Consider the following 14,695-nt stretch of genomic DNA (forward strand, 5'->3'; position numbering starts at 1 on the left):
GGTTCCCGTTCTTCGCAGGAATTCCTGAAGGGTCGCCGCTCGGGCAGCTCTCCTGCACCGATATCGCCACATGCGTCTCGGACAAATACCAGTCGCCCGTGGTCGTGAACTTCACATAGAAGTTCTCGTTGTCGTGCCAGACCTTCACCTCGGCCCCGATGTCCTTCTTGCCCGCGAGCAGCGGGAAGGTCACAGAGTATTGATATTCGTTTCCGCCCGCAAGGGGCACCCCTGCCAGCAGGAACATCGCCACAACGGCGAGTGCCCCCGCGCTACCGACACCGATTGACATCCTCATTTCTCTCCCTCCATTTCCGACGGCTCCCATGCGGGCGCACCGCGCCCAGCGGGTTCCCGTGCGACCGCCCGATTGCGGTGTCCACTATTTAACCAATTCTGAGACCACAAGAGTTAAATGCGCTGCTCCCGTTGCCCCCCGACCCCTGTCTGACACTCCCGCTCTGGTCCGTGTTCCCTGCCGGGCTCCATTCCCTGACATGGGGGGCTCCGCTCCCTCCAACTGGAATTCGCAACCATTATGATGCCCCAGCCCCCTCCGCCCCACGATGAGAATCGACCCGTGGGCGAGCGCGCAGTTCGCGGACTACGGCCGCCTCCTTCAGGAGTTCGGCATCGAGAGGTTCGAGGGCTTCGAGCTCCCGGGTCCGCACAGGCTCTTCAGGAGGGGCGTGGTCTTCGGCCACAGGGGCTTCGAGCTCATCCACGACGCGATTCTGCACAGAAGGCCCTTCGCCGTCCTGACGGGCCTGATGCCCTCCGGCGACATGCACCTGGGGCACAAGATGGTTCTCGACCAGGTGATGTACTTCCAGTCCCTCGGCGCGGACGTTTTCATCGCCGTCGCGGACATCGAGGCCTACGCCACCAGAAACGTCCCTCTGGAAAAGGGGAGAGAAATCGCGGTCGATCAGTACATCAAGTCCTACATCGCCCTCGGCCTCAAGAGGGACAGGTGCCAGATATACTTCCAGTCCACGAGGGGGGCGGTGAAGGACCTTGCCTACATTCTTGGAAAGAGGGTCAACCTCTCGGCCATCCGCGCCATATACGGCATGGACGACTCGACGAGCATGGCCCACATGTTCGCCCCGCTCGTTCAGGCCGGGGACATCCTGCACGTCCAGCTGCAGCGCTACGGCGGCCCGAGGCCCACCCTCGTCCCCGTGGGCGTCGACCAGGACCCCCATATAAGGCTCTCCAGGGACATCGCCTCGGCCCACAGGCTCTGCAACGTTACCGTTGCGAGGGACGGGAGGGTCGGCGTCTTCGTCAAGGCGGACGAGGGCGTGGAGGAGCTGCTCTCCCTCGCCGAGTCGGTCGCGGGCTCCGCCGGGTTCGCGAAGCTGAGGAAGATACCTGCCTACAAAGCCCTCTACATTGACGACGCATCCCCGGCCGATGTTCCGAAGCTCGACGGGGCGATGATCGCGGAGGAGTCGAAGCGCTCCGCAAACATCTTCTTTCAGCCCTCCTCCACGTACCACCGATTCATCACCGGCCTGACGGGAGACAAGATGTCCTCATCCAGACCCGAGAGCGCGATATTCCTCTCGGACCCGCCCGCCCAAGCGGCGGAGAAGGTGATGAGGGCGAAGACCGGTGGCGCAGTCTCGGTGGAGGAGCAGAGGAGGAGCGGCGGCAAGCCCGAGGAGTGCTCGGTCTACGAGATGCTGCTCTACCACCTCGTCGAGGACGACGCGGAGCTCGACACGATATACAACAGCTGCAGGAGCGGGGAGCGCCTCTGCGGGGCCTGCAAGAGGGAGGCGGCGGAGCTCGCCGTGCGCTTCTTAAAGGATTTTCAGGAGAGGAAGGCCTCGGTGGGGAGCTCCTGGCGGGACTGGGTCGTGGAGGACCATTAAGCCCCCCTCACGAACCGAAGGACCGGAATTGGGGAGCGGGAGGCGTCGTGGGCAGTCCTCTGGCCCCTCCCGCCAGCTCTCCTCCCCCTTCTCCGTCCGGTCTCGGAGGAGCCACCGTCCTCCCCGTCCGATACGTTCCTCCCGCAGAGAACGGACGATGCCGCGCGGGGCTCCCGCCGTCCATTTTCACTCCTCTTCTTTCTCCTCGCGCCTCCTCTCACATCCCCCGCCCGCGCGCACCGCCACGCCGAGGCAGGCGAGGTAGTCGTCCAGCGTCTGCAGTAGTGAGGGGATTGTCCCCGCCTCTCCCTCCACGAGAAGCCTCCTGCCCTCCACCCTGCTCCTCAGGAAGCCCTCGTTGTCCGGCTCGAGCGCCGCGGCCACCCTGCGAGCCTCTCCTGCGCTCGCGAACTCCAGCTCGAGGGAGACGGAGCACCTGACACTCACATGACGCATCTCCATAGGAGCCTTTCCGCCCTTCGACGCGACCGCAGGGGCCGTGATTCTTGACGAGACCTGCGCTCCGGCACTTTTCCTCCTACGCGCCCATCCGCGCGCGTGAGGCCCCTGCTCCCTCTCCGCCATCGTCGTTTCCCTCCACATTCAGCTCCCTCTCCGCCTCCACCATCATACCCCACCCTCATACCAATTCCGATTTCCTTTCCCTAGCTTCCCCTCCACGTCCTCCCCCCGGCCGCGTCGCCATTCATTTCCACATTCCGCTCCACCGCGCAGCCTCTCACCATCCACGTTATCATTTTGTGTAGATCTCATTTCCTATCGCCCTCTGATACGACCAAGCGTCCTTCGTCTCCCTTGCAGCTTCTAGAATCTGCAGGAACTCCTTTGTCTGGGCGTCGGCGTCGTCGGCGAAGTGCAGCGCCGCCGTCTCCGGTATCTTCATCCCTTTGAGCCTGTTTTCTTCGAGGGTGCCGTGGTGCTGGAGCATCAGGTGGCCAAGCTTCATCATCAGCTCTTCCGGAAAACCGGGTATCGCCCCCGCCCTCTCGCTGACCATCCTCTCCCCTATCGCGACGTGGCCGAGGAACCTGCCCCTGTCCGTCATTACTATGGTTGCCTTTGTTGCGTACTCCTCGAGCTTGCCGATGTCGTGCAGAATCGCGCCCGCGATGAGCAGGTCGCGGTCGAGCTCCGGATACGCGTCGCAGAGCGTCAGGCAGAGCTTCAGCACGTTGAGCGAGTGCTCCAGATTGCCTCCGAGATAGTTGTGATGATGGATGATCGCGGATGGAGAGGAGGAGTATTTCTCCACAAAAACAGGGTCTGAGAAAAAAGACTCCAATAGGGCCCTGAGATGCTCGTTTTTTACGCTGCGCGCGATTCCGAGCAGCTCCTCCAGCATTTTCCCCCTGTCCCTCTTCGTCGACGGAAGGTACTCGGCCAGCTCCTCCTGCGGCACGCTCTCCACTTTCCTGAGCAGCTGGGTCCCCTCGTTCACGGTTATCACGGGCGCCTGCTCGAACTGGTCCATGGTGACTGTGCCCGTCAGCATCACCACATCCCCGGGCTCGATGGAGGCGTAGAGCTCCATAACGGTCTTCGGGTCGCGCCCGCCCCAGTACTTCATCAGTATGCTTCCCGTTCTGTCAGAGAGCTGGAGTGAGAAGAACCTCCCCTCCTTCGCCCTGTACTCCCTGACCGCCTCCTTCCCCCTGACCGCGAAGCGGCCCATCACGGGGCTGCCGTCGGGGAGCGCGCGGATGTCCGAGATGTACTGTCTCATGGTCCCACGGGGCGCTCAAACCACCTCGGCCCTTATTTACTTTGTCTGGTAGGTATCATCAGACCTCAACCTTAATCTACACCATCCCCAATCACGCGGGCGATGGAGTTCGGAATAATCACGGCCCTGCTGGTCGTTACCATTTACGTGTTGCTGGTCATAGTCCTCTGGAAGGCGCGGGTGTTGGAAAAGCTGGGCGTATCCGCCGCCGGCCCTCTCCTAATGATAAGGACGAAGAGGGGCCTGAGGCTGATAGAGCGCCTCTCCGGAAGGGAGCACTTCTGGCGCCGGTTCGGCAACGTCTCTCTGGGCATTTTGGTCTTCTTCATGATTCTGGTCACCGTGGTTCTGATATGGGAAGTTCCTCTGGCTCTGCGCGTCCCGGCCTCCGCAGCGCCCGGTCCCGAGATGATTCTCGGAATTCCGGGCATCAACCCCCTGATTCCCATCGGCTACGGCATCCTGGCGCTCGCCATAGGAATCGTGGTGCACGAGTTCGCCCACGGCGTGCTCTCGCGCACAGCGGGCGTCCCGGTGAAGTCAACCGGCCTCCTTCTGTTCGTTGTTCCAATTGGGGCCTTCGTCGAGCCCGATGAGGAGGCGCTGAAGAAGCTCCCCAGACGCAAGAGAGCGAGAATGTACGCCGTGGGCCCCGCCTCCAATCTGATTCTGGCATTCGCCTGCGCCGGGATATTCTCGTGGGGCTTCATGGCCTCCACCGGACCGGTTGAGGAAGGGGTTGTCGTGACGCACGTGGTAAAGGACTACCCGGCCCACAGTGCGGGCATCCCTCCCTGGGCCTTGATAACCTCCATCCAGCTCCCCAATGAGAGCGCCGAACAGGCTGTCATCCGCGACGAGGAGGGCTTTTCAGCGCTCATGGCGCGCTCGCACTCAGGCGACAACGCCACCATCACCTACCTATTTAGGGGCGAGAGGCGCACCGTCCACGTGCTTCTGGCGGACAAATATGAATATTACAAAAAATACTACAACGAGAGCAACCGCGAGGAGTACCGAGGCCGGGGCTTCCTTGGTATAGGAACGATGTCCGCGGACCTCCTGCCGACCACTCTCGCCCGCCCTCTGAAGCCCGATTCTTTGGAGAGGTTCGTGGCGAGCGCCGCCTACTACATCAGCCTGCCTCTGTTCAGGCTCATGCCGATGGAGTCTCCCGTGACAGACCTCTACGAAGTTCGGGGGCCGCTCTCCGTGTTTCCACCGCAGGCCTTCTGGCTACTGGCCAACACGTTCTATTGGCTATTCTGGATAAACCTGATGATCGGGCTGACCAACTGCCTCCCCATACCAAGGCTCGACGGCGGCATGGTCTACAAGGACGCTCTAGAAAGGGCGATGGAGCTCCTCAGGCCTCTCTGGGAGGCGAGGCGCAGGGAGGCCCTCGCAACCAGAATCTACATCGCCACTGGGCTGTTCGTGATTTTTCTAATAATGTGGCAGTTCGTGGGGCCCCGTGTCGGCGCCCTCCTATGACCCGCCCGGAGCGCGGCCCCTCTATCCACGAGCGTGCCCCTCCGGCTTTTCCGGAGACTGGCAGGCGATGCTCGGGGTCTGGCGACGGGGGGCCACGCCGGTGTGGTGGCGGCCGGGGAAAACGGCGCGGCCTGAGTAGCCATCAGCCACAGGGGCTCAGAGCTTCGAAAGATACTCCGGAGGAATCTCCTTCGTGATGAACACTGTCTTCCCAGCGCGCTTGATCACCACCCCGCCCTCAACCGCCCCCTTTGCATCCACCCTGAGAATCACTGGCTTCTCAGTCCTGTGGGAGCCGGCGTCGGCGGCGCTCTCGGGTGTGAGGCTCAGGTGGACGTGCTTCCTGTCCGAGGGTTTCAGGCCAGTCTCGAGGAGAATCGGCACCTCCTCCTCCGTCGCGGGGTAGTAGAGCTCGTCAGGTATGCCGTCGGTCGGGAGGTCCAGGTCGACCTCGATGGAGTGGCCATATGTCGCCCTGACCCTCCCCCTCTCCACCTGGTATCGTCCCTTCGGATCGGTCGCCGCCATCGCGACGATGTGGTGTGGCCTGAGCCAATGGAACTGGCTGCGCCTCTGGCGCACCGCCTCCACAAGCGCTCGGATATCCACCCAGCCGTGCCCATCGAGCGAGAGCTGGAACCTCTCGGGGAAGTGCCTCAGAACCCCCGCCAGAATTCTGCCGAGCTGGTCAACCTCCTCGTCGTTCATAAGGAATTTGCCCGGCTCCTTGCAGTTTGGGCAGGCGTCGGCCCTGAAGTAGCCGTGCGTTCTGCACTCCTTTATCAAGAGCTCCCCCCATCACCGTATCGAGCTTCTCGCTTAATTGGTTTGCGCAAGAGGGTTGGCGTGGGGTAAAAAAATAAATTATATGGTGCATATGGGGGGAGCGAGGGGGGGCCCCAAGTGCAGGAACATCTGGTTTACGTTAATGGCGAGTTCGTGCCGAGGAGCAAGGCCGCGGTATCGGTCTTCGACCACGGGCTTCTCTACGGGGACGGGGTTTTCGAGGGCATCAGGGCCTACAACAAACGGGTGTTCAAGCTCCACGAGCATGTGGAGAGGCTTTTCGAATCTGCAAAGGCGATTGATTTAAAAATCCCGCACACAAAAGATGAGATGAGCGAGCTCATCCTCGAGACCTGCAGGAGGAACAATATCGTGGACGGCTACATAAGGCCCGTGGTCACGAGAGGCGTGGGGGATTTGGGCCTCAACCCCCTGAAGTGCTCAAAGCCCACGGTGATAATAATCGCCATTCCCTTTGCGCCGCTCTATGGAGACAAATATGAGCGTGGGCTGAAGCTGATCACGGCCAGCGTTCGTCGGAACCCTCCGGACTGCGTGAGTCCTAACATCAAATCCCTGAACTACCTGAACAACATCCTCGCCACAATTCAATCCAATCAGAGGGGCGCGGACGAGGCCCTCTTCCTCGATAGGGATGGCTATGTCTCGGAGGCCTCTGCGGACAACATATTTATCGTGAAGAAAGGAAGGCTCTTCACCCCATACACCGTCTCGAACCTGATTGGCATAACAAGAGCGACGGTGCTGGAGCTGGCCGAGAAGCTCGGGATACCGGCCGAGGAGAAGCTGCTCACGCTCTTCGAAGTCTATGCCGCGGACGAGGTCTTTGTCTGCGGGACCGCGGCCGAGCTCGCGCCCGTGGTCAGCGTGGACGACAGGACGATTGGCGACGGAAAGCCCGGGAGAATAACCCTCCAGCTGGCCGCGGCCTACAAGGAGCTGGTGAACTCCACCGGCGTACCCATATACCGGTGAAGAAAGGTCGGACAGGGCTTCATGAAAATTCTCTATCTCGCGCACCATCAAGTGTTCTCGGGCGACCACGCTGGCTTCACCCACGTCTACAATATCACCCGCCATCTAGCTGCCCTAGGGCATGAGCTCACTCTCGTCGCTCGACCCCCGCCTGCAGGCTCTGCCCCTCCCCCACCCCCAGAGGGTGTCAGGCTCAGGTACGCCGGATGGGAGCTCGAGTACCCCCTGCCCTTCGGACCCCCTGAGCGCCTCCGGTCCCAGCTCAACATTCTCGAGCCCGCAATCGCCCTCCGGTGGCTAAAGAATATCATCGAGGAGGAGGGGGTGGATGTGATTCAGGAGAGGCACGAAATGCGCCTGGACTTGGCGCCCCTGTCCACGAAGTTGATGGGCATCCCTTCAGTTCTCGAGGTCAACAGCCCCTTCCTGGAAGAGAGCTTCCCCGAGGGCTCTTTCAGCTTCAGGAGCCGGAACTTCTTTCGAAGGATGGGCTTTGGGGGAGCCAACGCAATTATCGTCCAGACGCGTCTCCTGAAGGAGATCATATCAAAGCACACCAGCACCCCAATTCACGTGATTCCAAACGGCGCCGACCCGGAGCACTTCACGCCCTCCGCGGACCCCTCCGGTCCAGCTAGGGCTCTCTGGGGAGGGGGCAAAGGAGGGGACATAATCGGTTTCGCTGGGGCATTCCACCCTTGGCACGGGGCGCTGGACCTCGTCGAGGCCTTCTCAAAGCTCGCCCAGCGTGAGTTGTCCCTCAGGCTCCTTATGATGGGCTCCGGGGGCGAGGACCTCGAGAAGTGCAGGAAGCTCGTGAGGAGGAGGGGTCTGGAGGCGAGGGTCCGCTTCACCGGCGGAATTCCCTACACGGAGCTTCCCCGCTACTTGAATATGTGCAGTGTCCTCGCCGCCCCTTTCGCCCCCTCGAAAGACGAAAAGAGAAGGGAGCTGTTCAAACGCTACGGTCTGTGGTGGTGCCCCCTAAAGATATTCGAGTACATGGCGATGGCGAAGCCCGTGGTCTGTTCTAGCGTCGGAGCGATTCCTGATTATATACGCGGGGCCGGACTGCTCTATCCGGAGGGCGACACGGAGGCTCTGGTCGATAGACTCTCGGCCCTTCTCGCTGACCCCGGGCTACGCGAGAGGCTCGGGAGGGCTGGAAGGGAGAGGGTCGAGAAAGAGTACAATTGGTTGGAAGCCGCCAAAAAAACCCTTGCTGTCTACGAAGGGCTGGTCGAGCGACGGGCCTGAGAGCGCCTGAGCCGGTAAGGTGTTTACGGTCCGGCGAGGACAGGTCCCTCACCCCTCTGAATGCCAAAAAGTCTTTATACAACACAAAACACATGTAGGGAATCGAGGGTCGCCTTGGACACACGCAGAATTCTCACAACGCTGGACGAGCGGAGAAGATGGATTCAGAGGAGGGAGGAGCTCGAGAGGGAGCTCAGCATCAGTCCACCCGAGGAATACCCTCTCCGCAAGGCCGAGCTGGAGAAGGTGGAGCAGCAGATATCATATTATGATTTCCTCCTCCGGGAAATGAAGAAAGAGCTCCGGCCCGCGGACAGATCCTCGATTCTCTCGAAAGGCTGACGGTCCTTGGGGGCGAGAGTAGAAGGGGGGCCGGTCAGACGCCCTTTTTCTCAAGGAGCTTCATTATCGCCTCCGCGGGCCGGCCCCCGGCCTCCTGAAGGGCCCGGCGCGCTTCCTCCTCGGAGGCGCCGGTCTGGCTCACAACGAGTCTGACGTCCTCGGCCTGGACGGCCCCGGCCCTCTCGACGGTCGTGGCCTCGCCAGAAACCTGATAGTACTTCTGGCCCTGGGCGGTAATCTGCGCGACCGAGGGTTTTTTTATAACGATATCCCTCGAGTTGCACCGAATCAAGACCTCCTCCACATCGTCCAGCTCCTCCATCGTCACCCCCATCCTCTTCATCATCATCTGGAGCTGCCGCGGGTTCATCCCCCTTCCGCCCGGGAACATCGCCTCACCGGACGCTTCCAACTGCTCCTATTCCGATATACTTTGCGCTCTGGACCGGCCACAGACCACCATGCACTACCTAGTAACCCCCTCTTGCCGGTCAGATGCCAAAGCCCTGGTTCCTCCATCGTCCTGGTATTTTTTTGAATAGGACACGGGAGGCGGCGAACAGGCAGATCGAGACTAGTGCGAGGACCCCGCCGGCCTCCAGGGGCGTCATGCGGAGACTGAAGGAGGCCAGTGTGACGATGATGAGAGGCGGAATTACGGCAAGAGTAAATCGGGCCAGTACACGGGCGTCGAAGAGCATCGTGTTGGTCCTCAGACCGGTCTGCCAGGACGCGACGGCCGCGACATAGGTCATCGTGGACAGGGAGACCAGCGCCGCGAGGGGAAACAGATACGCCTCTCCGTTGTAGATGCCGATGACGGCGAGATAGGCCAGCGAGAGGGGAGACGTGAGAAGGAAGTAAAGGCGCAGCTTAGCCCATATGACGTCGTCCACGCCCACGGGCTGGGCGTTCAGGAACTCGTTGGGCTCCAGATTGGTCATCCAGGAGTAGGTCATAAGCCCGAGGAAGCCCAGGATGCCTCCGTAGAACACGATGTTGAAGTCCAGGGGAAGTTCAACACCAGTCTTTATCAGCCATATCAGGGCGTAGACCGCAAGCAGCGGGCCGAGGAAGCCCGTCACAACAGGAAGCAAGGCGCCGCTCCTCCTGAGCTCTAGCCACTCCTTTGCGAGTAGAATTGGTTGGGGACCGAAAGGAGAGATTCTCTCTTCAAGGGCCAGGAGGGACGGGGTGAACCTCCTCTCCAAGACGGAGAATCTCTCCTTCGTGAGCACAATGGCCCCAAGAGAGATCGCGGAAGCCGCGAGGGCGGAGGCGGCCAGATAAACCGCACTTCCCCACTCCCAAAAACCGAGCGGGAGCAGGAGATATTCCGGCGGGACGAGGCCCAGCGGCCAGGCTGCAACGGTGAGCACAAGCAGGACCAGCGCGGCCGCACCCAGCGCCACTCCAGACCGCGTCGAGAGTGCGGAGAGGAGGAAGCTGACGCCCATTCCCAGCATGAAGCTCAGGAGAACCGTGAGGCCCAGAAGCGCCACACCGGCGGCACTGGCCCTGCCCAAGGGCACGAGCGCCGCGAGGCCGGCGGTCAGGGGGACGATAGAATACAGAACATAGTATATTGCGTCCTTCACGAAGAAAACGCTCATCATAGCCCGGAAGGAGACGGGCTCGAGCACCGGGAGCCGGAGGAGGAAGCTGACCTGCCCGAGCCTGCGGGTCATCACCTCCTCACCTATCCTCGCCAAGGCCCCGACGCCGAGGCCGTAGAGGAGGGCGCCGAGGTGCAGCGCCAGCAGAACTGTCTCCACGCTGACCCTCTTTGTTAGCAAGGGCGAGGCGATGGAGAGGACCAGGGAGAAAAGAAAAATCACGAGGGGGAAGAACCCCGAGCCCACCGCACCGACGAAGCTTTTGTGGAGCCTCCACTCCTCTTTGAGCATCGCCCAGAGGAGGGATCGATAGAGAGCCGCGGCCATCTATCCACCGCCCTCGACGAGGCGGAGGAAGACCTCCTCAAGCCTCTCGCCGCTTGCCCCCCTCAGCTCCCCGGGAGCCCCGGTCGCCACAATCCGTCCCCGGTTTATGACCGCGACGCGGCTGCAGAGCTTTTCGGCGAGGTCGAGAATGTGGGTGCACATGAAGACCGTTCCGCCGCGGGCGACGAAATCTCGCAGGTGGTCCGTGACCCTTCTCTGGAATACGGGGTCAAGGCTGCTCAGGGGCTCGTCGAGAATCAGGAGCGGTGGTTCATGGATGAACGCGGCCGCCAGCATCACCTTCTGGCGCTGGCCCTTGGAGAGATCCCTGCAGAGGACGCTCTTTTTCTCCTCGAGCTGGAAGAACTCAAGCCAGCGAGCCACCCTCTCGCCCACGCCCTCGACTTGGCGAATTCTGCAGACGAGCTCCAGGAACTCTTGCACGGTCAGAAAGGTCGGCGGAGCCTCTGCCTCGGGGACAATGCCCGCGCTCCGCCTCATCCCTATCGGGTCGTCGGGAGGGACTCCCATCGTGAAAGCCCTCCCTGAGGTGGGGCGGAGCTGGCCCGTGAGAACCCTGACTAGGGTGGTCTTGCCCGCTCCATTGGGCCCGAGGAGCCCGAAGAGCTCACCCCGCTCTACTCGTAGGGAGACGCCACAAAGGGCCTCAAGCTCTCCGAACCTGACAACCAGCCCAGAGACCTCCACCACCGCCCCCCCTCCGCTCTCGCCGCCATCCGCTCCCGTTTCTTCGTCCATCGGATTGTAGATTGAGCGACGGGAGATATAAAGCTAGTTTGGCCGATGAGCTCCGGCGGCGTCGCCCTCTCGAATTCCGGCGCTGTTGACTGGCGGTTGGACAGGTGGCCCGTCGGAACCGCAGGCGAGACCACCTCGCCGAGGACAGAGGCGGGCCCAGCATGATGGTATGGCGGGCCCGCCGGAATTCGAATCCGGGTCGCAGATTCCGAAGACCTGCAGGATTGTCCTGACTACCCCACGGGCCCGCGAGCTTCGGATGGCATTCCCGGCTATTTATTTATTCGCAATAAGGAGAGGGGGGCGTTGCTCGTTCAGCGGCCCTGTAAACCGCCGGAAGCTTATCTATTCTTTTTCAGAACATCCATTATATATGAGTGCTTGTAATAATAGGAAATCAATACTTGTCCTAATATCGTTAAAAGAAGAGCGATTATCATTTCCCAAGAAGCGGAGTGGAGGCCGAGGAATGTGTCATGGGGGCTTATCGGGAGGGTGGGCCAGAAGGTGAATACGGAGTTGGGAATCATTAAGAGCACCGATAGCCTAGTCAGAATCTCCACGGCCCTGTTCAGCCTCTCAGTGTTCGCAATGTTGATATCTGACAAACTGGCCCTGACAGTGTTGGATATCAGTTCGAGCGTGTTCTCGAGTCCATCTCTCATCTCAATTGCCTGGGTTACGTCGTTCATCACTTTTTCGAGGTAGGACTGGTAGAGGGAGAGCTTCAGGTGCTTACCGCTCCCCTTGCGCACGAGCGAGACGAACTCCCTGAAGAGGAATATCGTGGTTCCGAATGTCTCTGAGAGGAAAGAGTGGACCTGATATATCTGGGCCTGGGCCTCCATCGGGTCGGAATGGCGGACAATTCCCTCATATATTTTATTGACCTTTTTCCGTGAGGCGCTAATCGTGGCGATGAACTCGTCAGAGCATGCCCCCAGGAGAGCCGTAAAAACGAAGTCCCTGAAGTTGTGTAAGGGCATCTTTCCGTCCTCGGTCTCCTCGTCCACTATATCTCCGATGAAGCGCAGGGTCGACTCCACCGGCCCCCTCTCCCACGCGGTCTGGCGGATGGTCGTGATGCGGTTGGAGCTGTCGCAGATGATGTAGAGGTATTGGGTCTCAGTTGAGTTGCGGACCAGGAAAGGGACCTGAAAGACCGTCCTGTCCTCTTCATCTATGATGTAATGGTCGTTGGGCTCTTTGGATAGGGAGAACTTGTGGAGGATTTCGTCAACGTGCTGAGCGACGATGTCCAGCCAGGCCTCCCCCTCGTACTTTTTTTCCAGTGCACTCGCCTCGTCGAAATCCACTGGTTCGAAGGATCTCGTGCTCTTCTTATCGTAGATAACGAGGCGCAGCCTCGGTATTTCGGGGGAGAGAGCCCCCTGTCCGTTTTGAGCGCAGGTCCCCTCTGCCATTCTCCCGACGCCAGGAATTGCGATTGCCGGAAATATACTTTGCCTAAGCCTTCGTTAGGGAGATGAGACGCGAAGCTCCCGCCTGCACCACAAATTTAATATTTCCAACCCGGTTATATAAGACTGCATGCCGAGCCGCGACGGATTACGAATATTTGGGGACAGGAGGTTCTGGGCGCTTGTCGCGGCCAGCATTATCGTGGCGGCCGGAGCCGGCGTTATGCTCGGCGGGAGACCACCTGTGCACATCCGCGCTCCCTCCTACGTCCTCCCAACCGATTTCATTGCGGTGGTTGAGGAACCCCAGACGGAGTGGGAAATGACCTTCATCGCTTGCCTTGCTCCCATTGTGACGCACAACGGTTACCACCCGCTCTTCGTTCTTGAAGGCGGAAAGCTCGATGACCACTCCCTCTGGACGATACAGAATTCCGACCTTGCAAACCTGCCTGTCCTCCTGTTCTCAAACTCTACTGAAGTAGAGGAGAGCCTCGCGGCCCAGTTAGATCGCGTCGAGAGGCTCCCCATGAGCAAGCATACGCTCGAAAATTTCGCGGGCTTCAGCGGCCATATCACCGTCCGGAGCTACAGGGAGGCCCTTTGGGTCGCGGGACTGGCCGCGGCGAGGAACTGCACCGTCGGCTTCGGACCAACGAGCTACAACACACAGGAGAGGGTCTGGAGGGAGATGAGGAAGCTGGGCATCCCAGCCTCATACGTAGTCGTCGCCAATCCGGCGGACTTCGAAACTGAGAACTTTGACATGTGGCACGTCCGCGCGCTCTCGGCGCTGGCCGGTGAAATTGCGGCCTACCACAGGGCATACGTTGTCACGGATATTGTCCCGAGCGAAGAGGAGCTAGTGGATATGGCCGGGAACGACGAGCTCAGGAGACTGAACGCCAACGCCACAGGCCTCCTCGGGCTCCTCCGCAACATCAGCAAGGACTACGGACCAATTGAAAACGTTTGCATTGTTGGCAGTCACTCTTCAGTGCCCCAGTTCGAGCTGCCGGATTTGTCCAACAGCGAGGGCGACAAACAGGTCTCGAGCGACTCCTGCTACGGGTTCCTTGACGACGACGACTACACAATGGATGCCGCGGTCGGGAGAATCGTGAATTACAACATCCAAGGCGCCGCTAATCAGCTCGTCAGGACCTACTGCTACGATAGAATTCTCCCCACGGTCAATGTAAACTACTCCAACGGCGATTCCGTGATTCGCAACTGGCGGACCCACGGCGCGTCCTTTAATGGATACGAAATAACACACAAAAGGATGCAGGCGACTCCGGGCTACTATTGGTGCGAGGATTTAGCGGATGAAGGAATGACCTACGAGTACTATGGCCCCGCGGGCATTGGGACCGCCCCCCTCTCATCACAGACGATCAAAGAGAACGACTTCGACCCGATGCTGATGGGGAGTGGCTTGATGGCCTACAGGGGCCACGGGAGCTGGCATGGCTCCCTCTACTCCCTCAGGATATACTTCGAGTTCAGGCAAGAGGGGAGCGTGGAGGCCGACGATGCGCGAGCCCTTTTCCTCCCGCCTCAGATAGCGGTCTTCGCAGCCTGCGAGAACGCCAAGATACATGGCAAAAGCTACAGCGGGACTGACATCCAATTCGATAGAATCTTCGCCCTGAGCTACCTCTACGGAGGGGCGATAGTGCTCGTCGGAGCCACCGAGGTATCATACTCGGATGTTGGCCAGGATATCCCGGCGACCGTGGGACGGTTCACCGGCGACCACGACTGGGACAAGAACAACGCCATGTACGCCTTTTTCTGGGACGGGATACTCAACCACGAGCAGGACAAGGACACGGTCGGCAAATGCTTTGTGTGGATGATAAACAGATACATCAAGAACCACGGGGGCCAGCTCACCCCACTGAAGCAGCAAGACGCAACCGGCGGCGGGGCGGACTGGAAGCAGGTCGCCATGTACGTGCTTTATGGCGACCCTGCCTTCGGACCCTTCCCCACGAAGCCCGGACCCAATGAAAAGGACGAGTGGCACAACGGGCCCAACGACACGTGAGCGCGCAGGAGAGGGGC

Annotated in this window: 15 protein-coding genes and 1 tRNA gene; 6 read left to right on the forward strand and 10 right to left on the reverse strand. The window is 60.3% G+C overall.

The window, feature by feature from the left end; translation table 11 throughout:
- The coding region (locus QW379_02345; GenBank protein ID MEM2869249.1) for a hypothetical protein at window positions 1-298 on the reverse strand (298 nt) is incomplete at its 3' end.
- 268 nt (window positions 299-566) lie between these two features.
- On the opposite strand from QW379_02345, the gene QW379_02350 reads away from it, so the two are divergent.
- Window positions 567-1,883, forward strand: a complete 1,317-nt coding sequence (locus tag QW379_02350; protein MEM2869250.1) for a tryptophan--tRNA ligase — start codon at window positions 567-569, stop codon at window positions 1,881-1,883.
- On the opposite strand, the gene QW379_02355 is transcribed toward QW379_02350, so the two are convergent.
- From QW379_02355 to QW379_02365, 3 genes are all read right to left on the reverse strand, one after another.
- Window positions 1,880-2,104: a hypothetical protein gene (locus QW379_02355; protein MEM2869251.1), complete on the reverse strand. Its 225-nt coding sequence runs from the start codon at window positions 2,102-2,104 to the stop codon at window positions 1,880-1,882. The two genes, QW379_02350 and QW379_02355, sit on opposite strands and share 4 nt — an antisense overlap.
- Window positions 2,070-2,486 (reverse strand): KEOPS complex subunit Pcc1, encoded by a 417-nt coding sequence (locus QW379_02360; protein MEM2869252.1) that lies wholly within the window; start codon window positions 2,484-2,486, stop codon window positions 2,070-2,072. Before QW379_02360 ends, QW379_02355 begins: the two co-directional genes overlap by 35 nt.
- Window positions 2,487-2,637: 151 nt before the next feature.
- On the reverse strand, window positions 2,638-3,627 hold the full coding sequence (locus QW379_02365; protein MEM2869253.1) for an HD domain-containing protein: 990 nt from the start codon (window positions 3,625-3,627) through the stop codon (window positions 2,638-2,640).
- Between the two features lie 102 nt (window positions 3,628-3,729).
- Between QW379_02365 and QW379_02370 the strand changes: the two genes are divergently transcribed.
- Window positions 3,730-5,121 carry a site-2 protease family protein gene (locus tag QW379_02370; GenBank protein ID MEM2869254.1) on the forward strand — a complete coding sequence of 464 codons (1,392 nt, stop codon included), beginning with the start codon at window positions 3,730-3,732 and terminating at the stop codon, window positions 5,119-5,121.
- 156 nt (window positions 5,122-5,277) lie between these two features.
- Here the strand turns inward: QW379_02370 and QW379_02375 are convergent, their stop codons facing one another.
- Complete coding sequence (locus tag QW379_02375; protein MEM2869255.1) at window positions 5,278-5,907, reverse strand: RNA 2'-phosphotransferase; 630 nt, start codon at window positions 5,905-5,907, stop codon at window positions 5,278-5,280.
- Window positions 5,908-6,024: 117 nt separating this feature from the next.
- Between QW379_02375 and ilvE the strand changes: the two genes are divergently transcribed.
- The 3 genes from ilvE (at window position 6,025) to QW379_02390 (ending at window position 8,502) form a co-directional block, all read left to right on the forward strand.
- On the forward strand, window positions 6,025-6,903 hold the full coding sequence (ilvE, locus tag QW379_02380) for a branched-chain-amino-acid transaminase (protein ID MEM2869256.1): 879 nt from the start codon (window positions 6,025-6,027) through the stop codon (window positions 6,901-6,903).
- A 21-nt stretch (window positions 6,904-6,924) separates the two neighbouring features.
- Window positions 6,925-8,160 carry a glycosyltransferase family 4 protein gene (locus QW379_02385; protein ID MEM2869257.1) on the forward strand — a complete coding sequence of 412 codons (1,236 nt, stop codon included), beginning with the start codon at window positions 6,925-6,927 and terminating at the stop codon, window positions 8,158-8,160.
- A gap of 114 nt (window positions 8,161-8,274) precedes the next feature.
- Window positions 8,275-8,502 (forward strand): hypothetical protein, encoded by a 228-nt coding sequence (locus QW379_02390; protein ID MEM2869258.1) that lies wholly within the window; start codon window positions 8,275-8,277, stop codon window positions 8,500-8,502.
- A 34-nt stretch (window positions 8,503-8,536) separates the two neighbouring features.
- On the opposite strand, the gene QW379_02395 is transcribed toward QW379_02390, so the two are convergent.
- The 5 genes from QW379_02395 to QW379_02415 all read right to left on the reverse strand — a co-directional run bounded on the left by QW379_02395 (window position 8,537) and on the right by QW379_02415 (window position 12,628).
- The gene (locus QW379_02395; GenBank protein ID MEM2869259.1) at window positions 8,537-8,914 is read right to left on the reverse strand and encodes a nascent polypeptide-associated complex protein; all 378 of its coding nucleotides are present in this window, start codon (window positions 8,912-8,914) and stop codon (window positions 8,537-8,539) included.
- A 79-nt stretch (window positions 8,915-8,993) separates the two neighbouring features.
- Window positions 8,994-10,445, reverse strand: a complete 1,452-nt coding sequence (locus tag QW379_02400; protein MEM2869260.1) for a hypothetical protein — start codon at window positions 10,443-10,445, stop codon at window positions 8,994-8,996.
- Window positions 10,446-11,204, reverse strand: a complete 759-nt coding sequence (locus QW379_02405; protein MEM2869261.1) for an ABC transporter ATP-binding protein — start codon at window positions 11,202-11,204, stop codon at window positions 10,446-10,448.
- Between the two features lie 170 nt (window positions 11,205-11,374).
- A tRNA-Arg gene (locus QW379_02410) sits at window positions 11,375-11,452 on the reverse strand.
- Between the two features lie 93 nt (window positions 11,453-11,545).
- Window positions 11,546-12,628, reverse strand: a complete 1,083-nt coding sequence (locus tag QW379_02415) for a CorA family divalent cation transporter (protein ID MEM2869262.1) — start codon at window positions 12,626-12,628, stop codon at window positions 11,546-11,548.
- Between the two features lie 127 nt (window positions 12,629-12,755).
- Between QW379_02415 and QW379_02420 the strand changes: the two genes are divergently transcribed.
- Window positions 12,756-14,678, forward strand: a complete 1,923-nt coding sequence (locus QW379_02420) for a C25 family cysteine peptidase (protein ID MEM2869263.1) — start codon at window positions 12,756-12,758, stop codon at window positions 14,676-14,678.
- Window positions 14,679-14,695 lie beyond the last annotated feature (17 nt).

Source organism: Thermoplasmata archaeon, assembly GCA_038851035.1.
Classification (GTDB): Archaea; Thermoplasmatota; DTKX01; order VGTL01; family VGTL01; genus JAWCLH01.

Bases quoted from the DNA above. Each gene is read 5' to 3' on its own strand.
- QW379_02405 (MEM2869261.1), bottom strand. From the start codon at position 11,204: ATGGACGAAGAAACGGGAGCGGATGGCGGCGAGAGCGGAGGGGGGGCG.
- QW379_02400 (MEM2869260.1), bottom strand. From the start codon at position 10,445: ATGGCCGCGGCTCTCTATCGATCCCTCCTCTGGGCGATGCTCAAAGAG.
- QW379_02350 (MEM2869250.1), top strand. From the start codon at position 567: ATGAGAATCGACCCGTGGGCGAGCGCGCAGTTCGCGGACTACGGCCGC.
- QW379_02365 (MEM2869253.1), bottom strand. From the start codon at position 3,627: ATGAGACAGTACATCTCGGACATCCGCGCGCTCCCCGACGGCAGCCCC.
- QW379_02420 (MEM2869263.1), top strand. From the start codon at position 12,756: ATGCCGAGCCGCGACGGATTACGAATATTTGGGGACAGGAGGTTCTGG.
- QW379_02360 (MEM2869252.1), bottom strand. From the start codon at position 2,486: ATGTGGAGGGAAACGACGATGGCGGAGAGGGAGCAGGGGCCTCACGCG.
- QW379_02415 (MEM2869262.1), bottom strand. From the start codon at position 12,628: ATGGCAGAGGGGACCTGCGCTCAAAACGGACAGGGGGCTCTCTCCCCC.
- QW379_02370 (MEM2869254.1), top strand. From the start codon at position 3,730: ATGGAGTTCGGAATAATCACGGCCCTGCTGGTCGTTACCATTTACGTG.
- QW379_02385 (MEM2869257.1), top strand. From the start codon at position 6,925: ATGAAAATTCTCTATCTCGCGCACCATCAAGTGTTCTCGGGCGACCAC.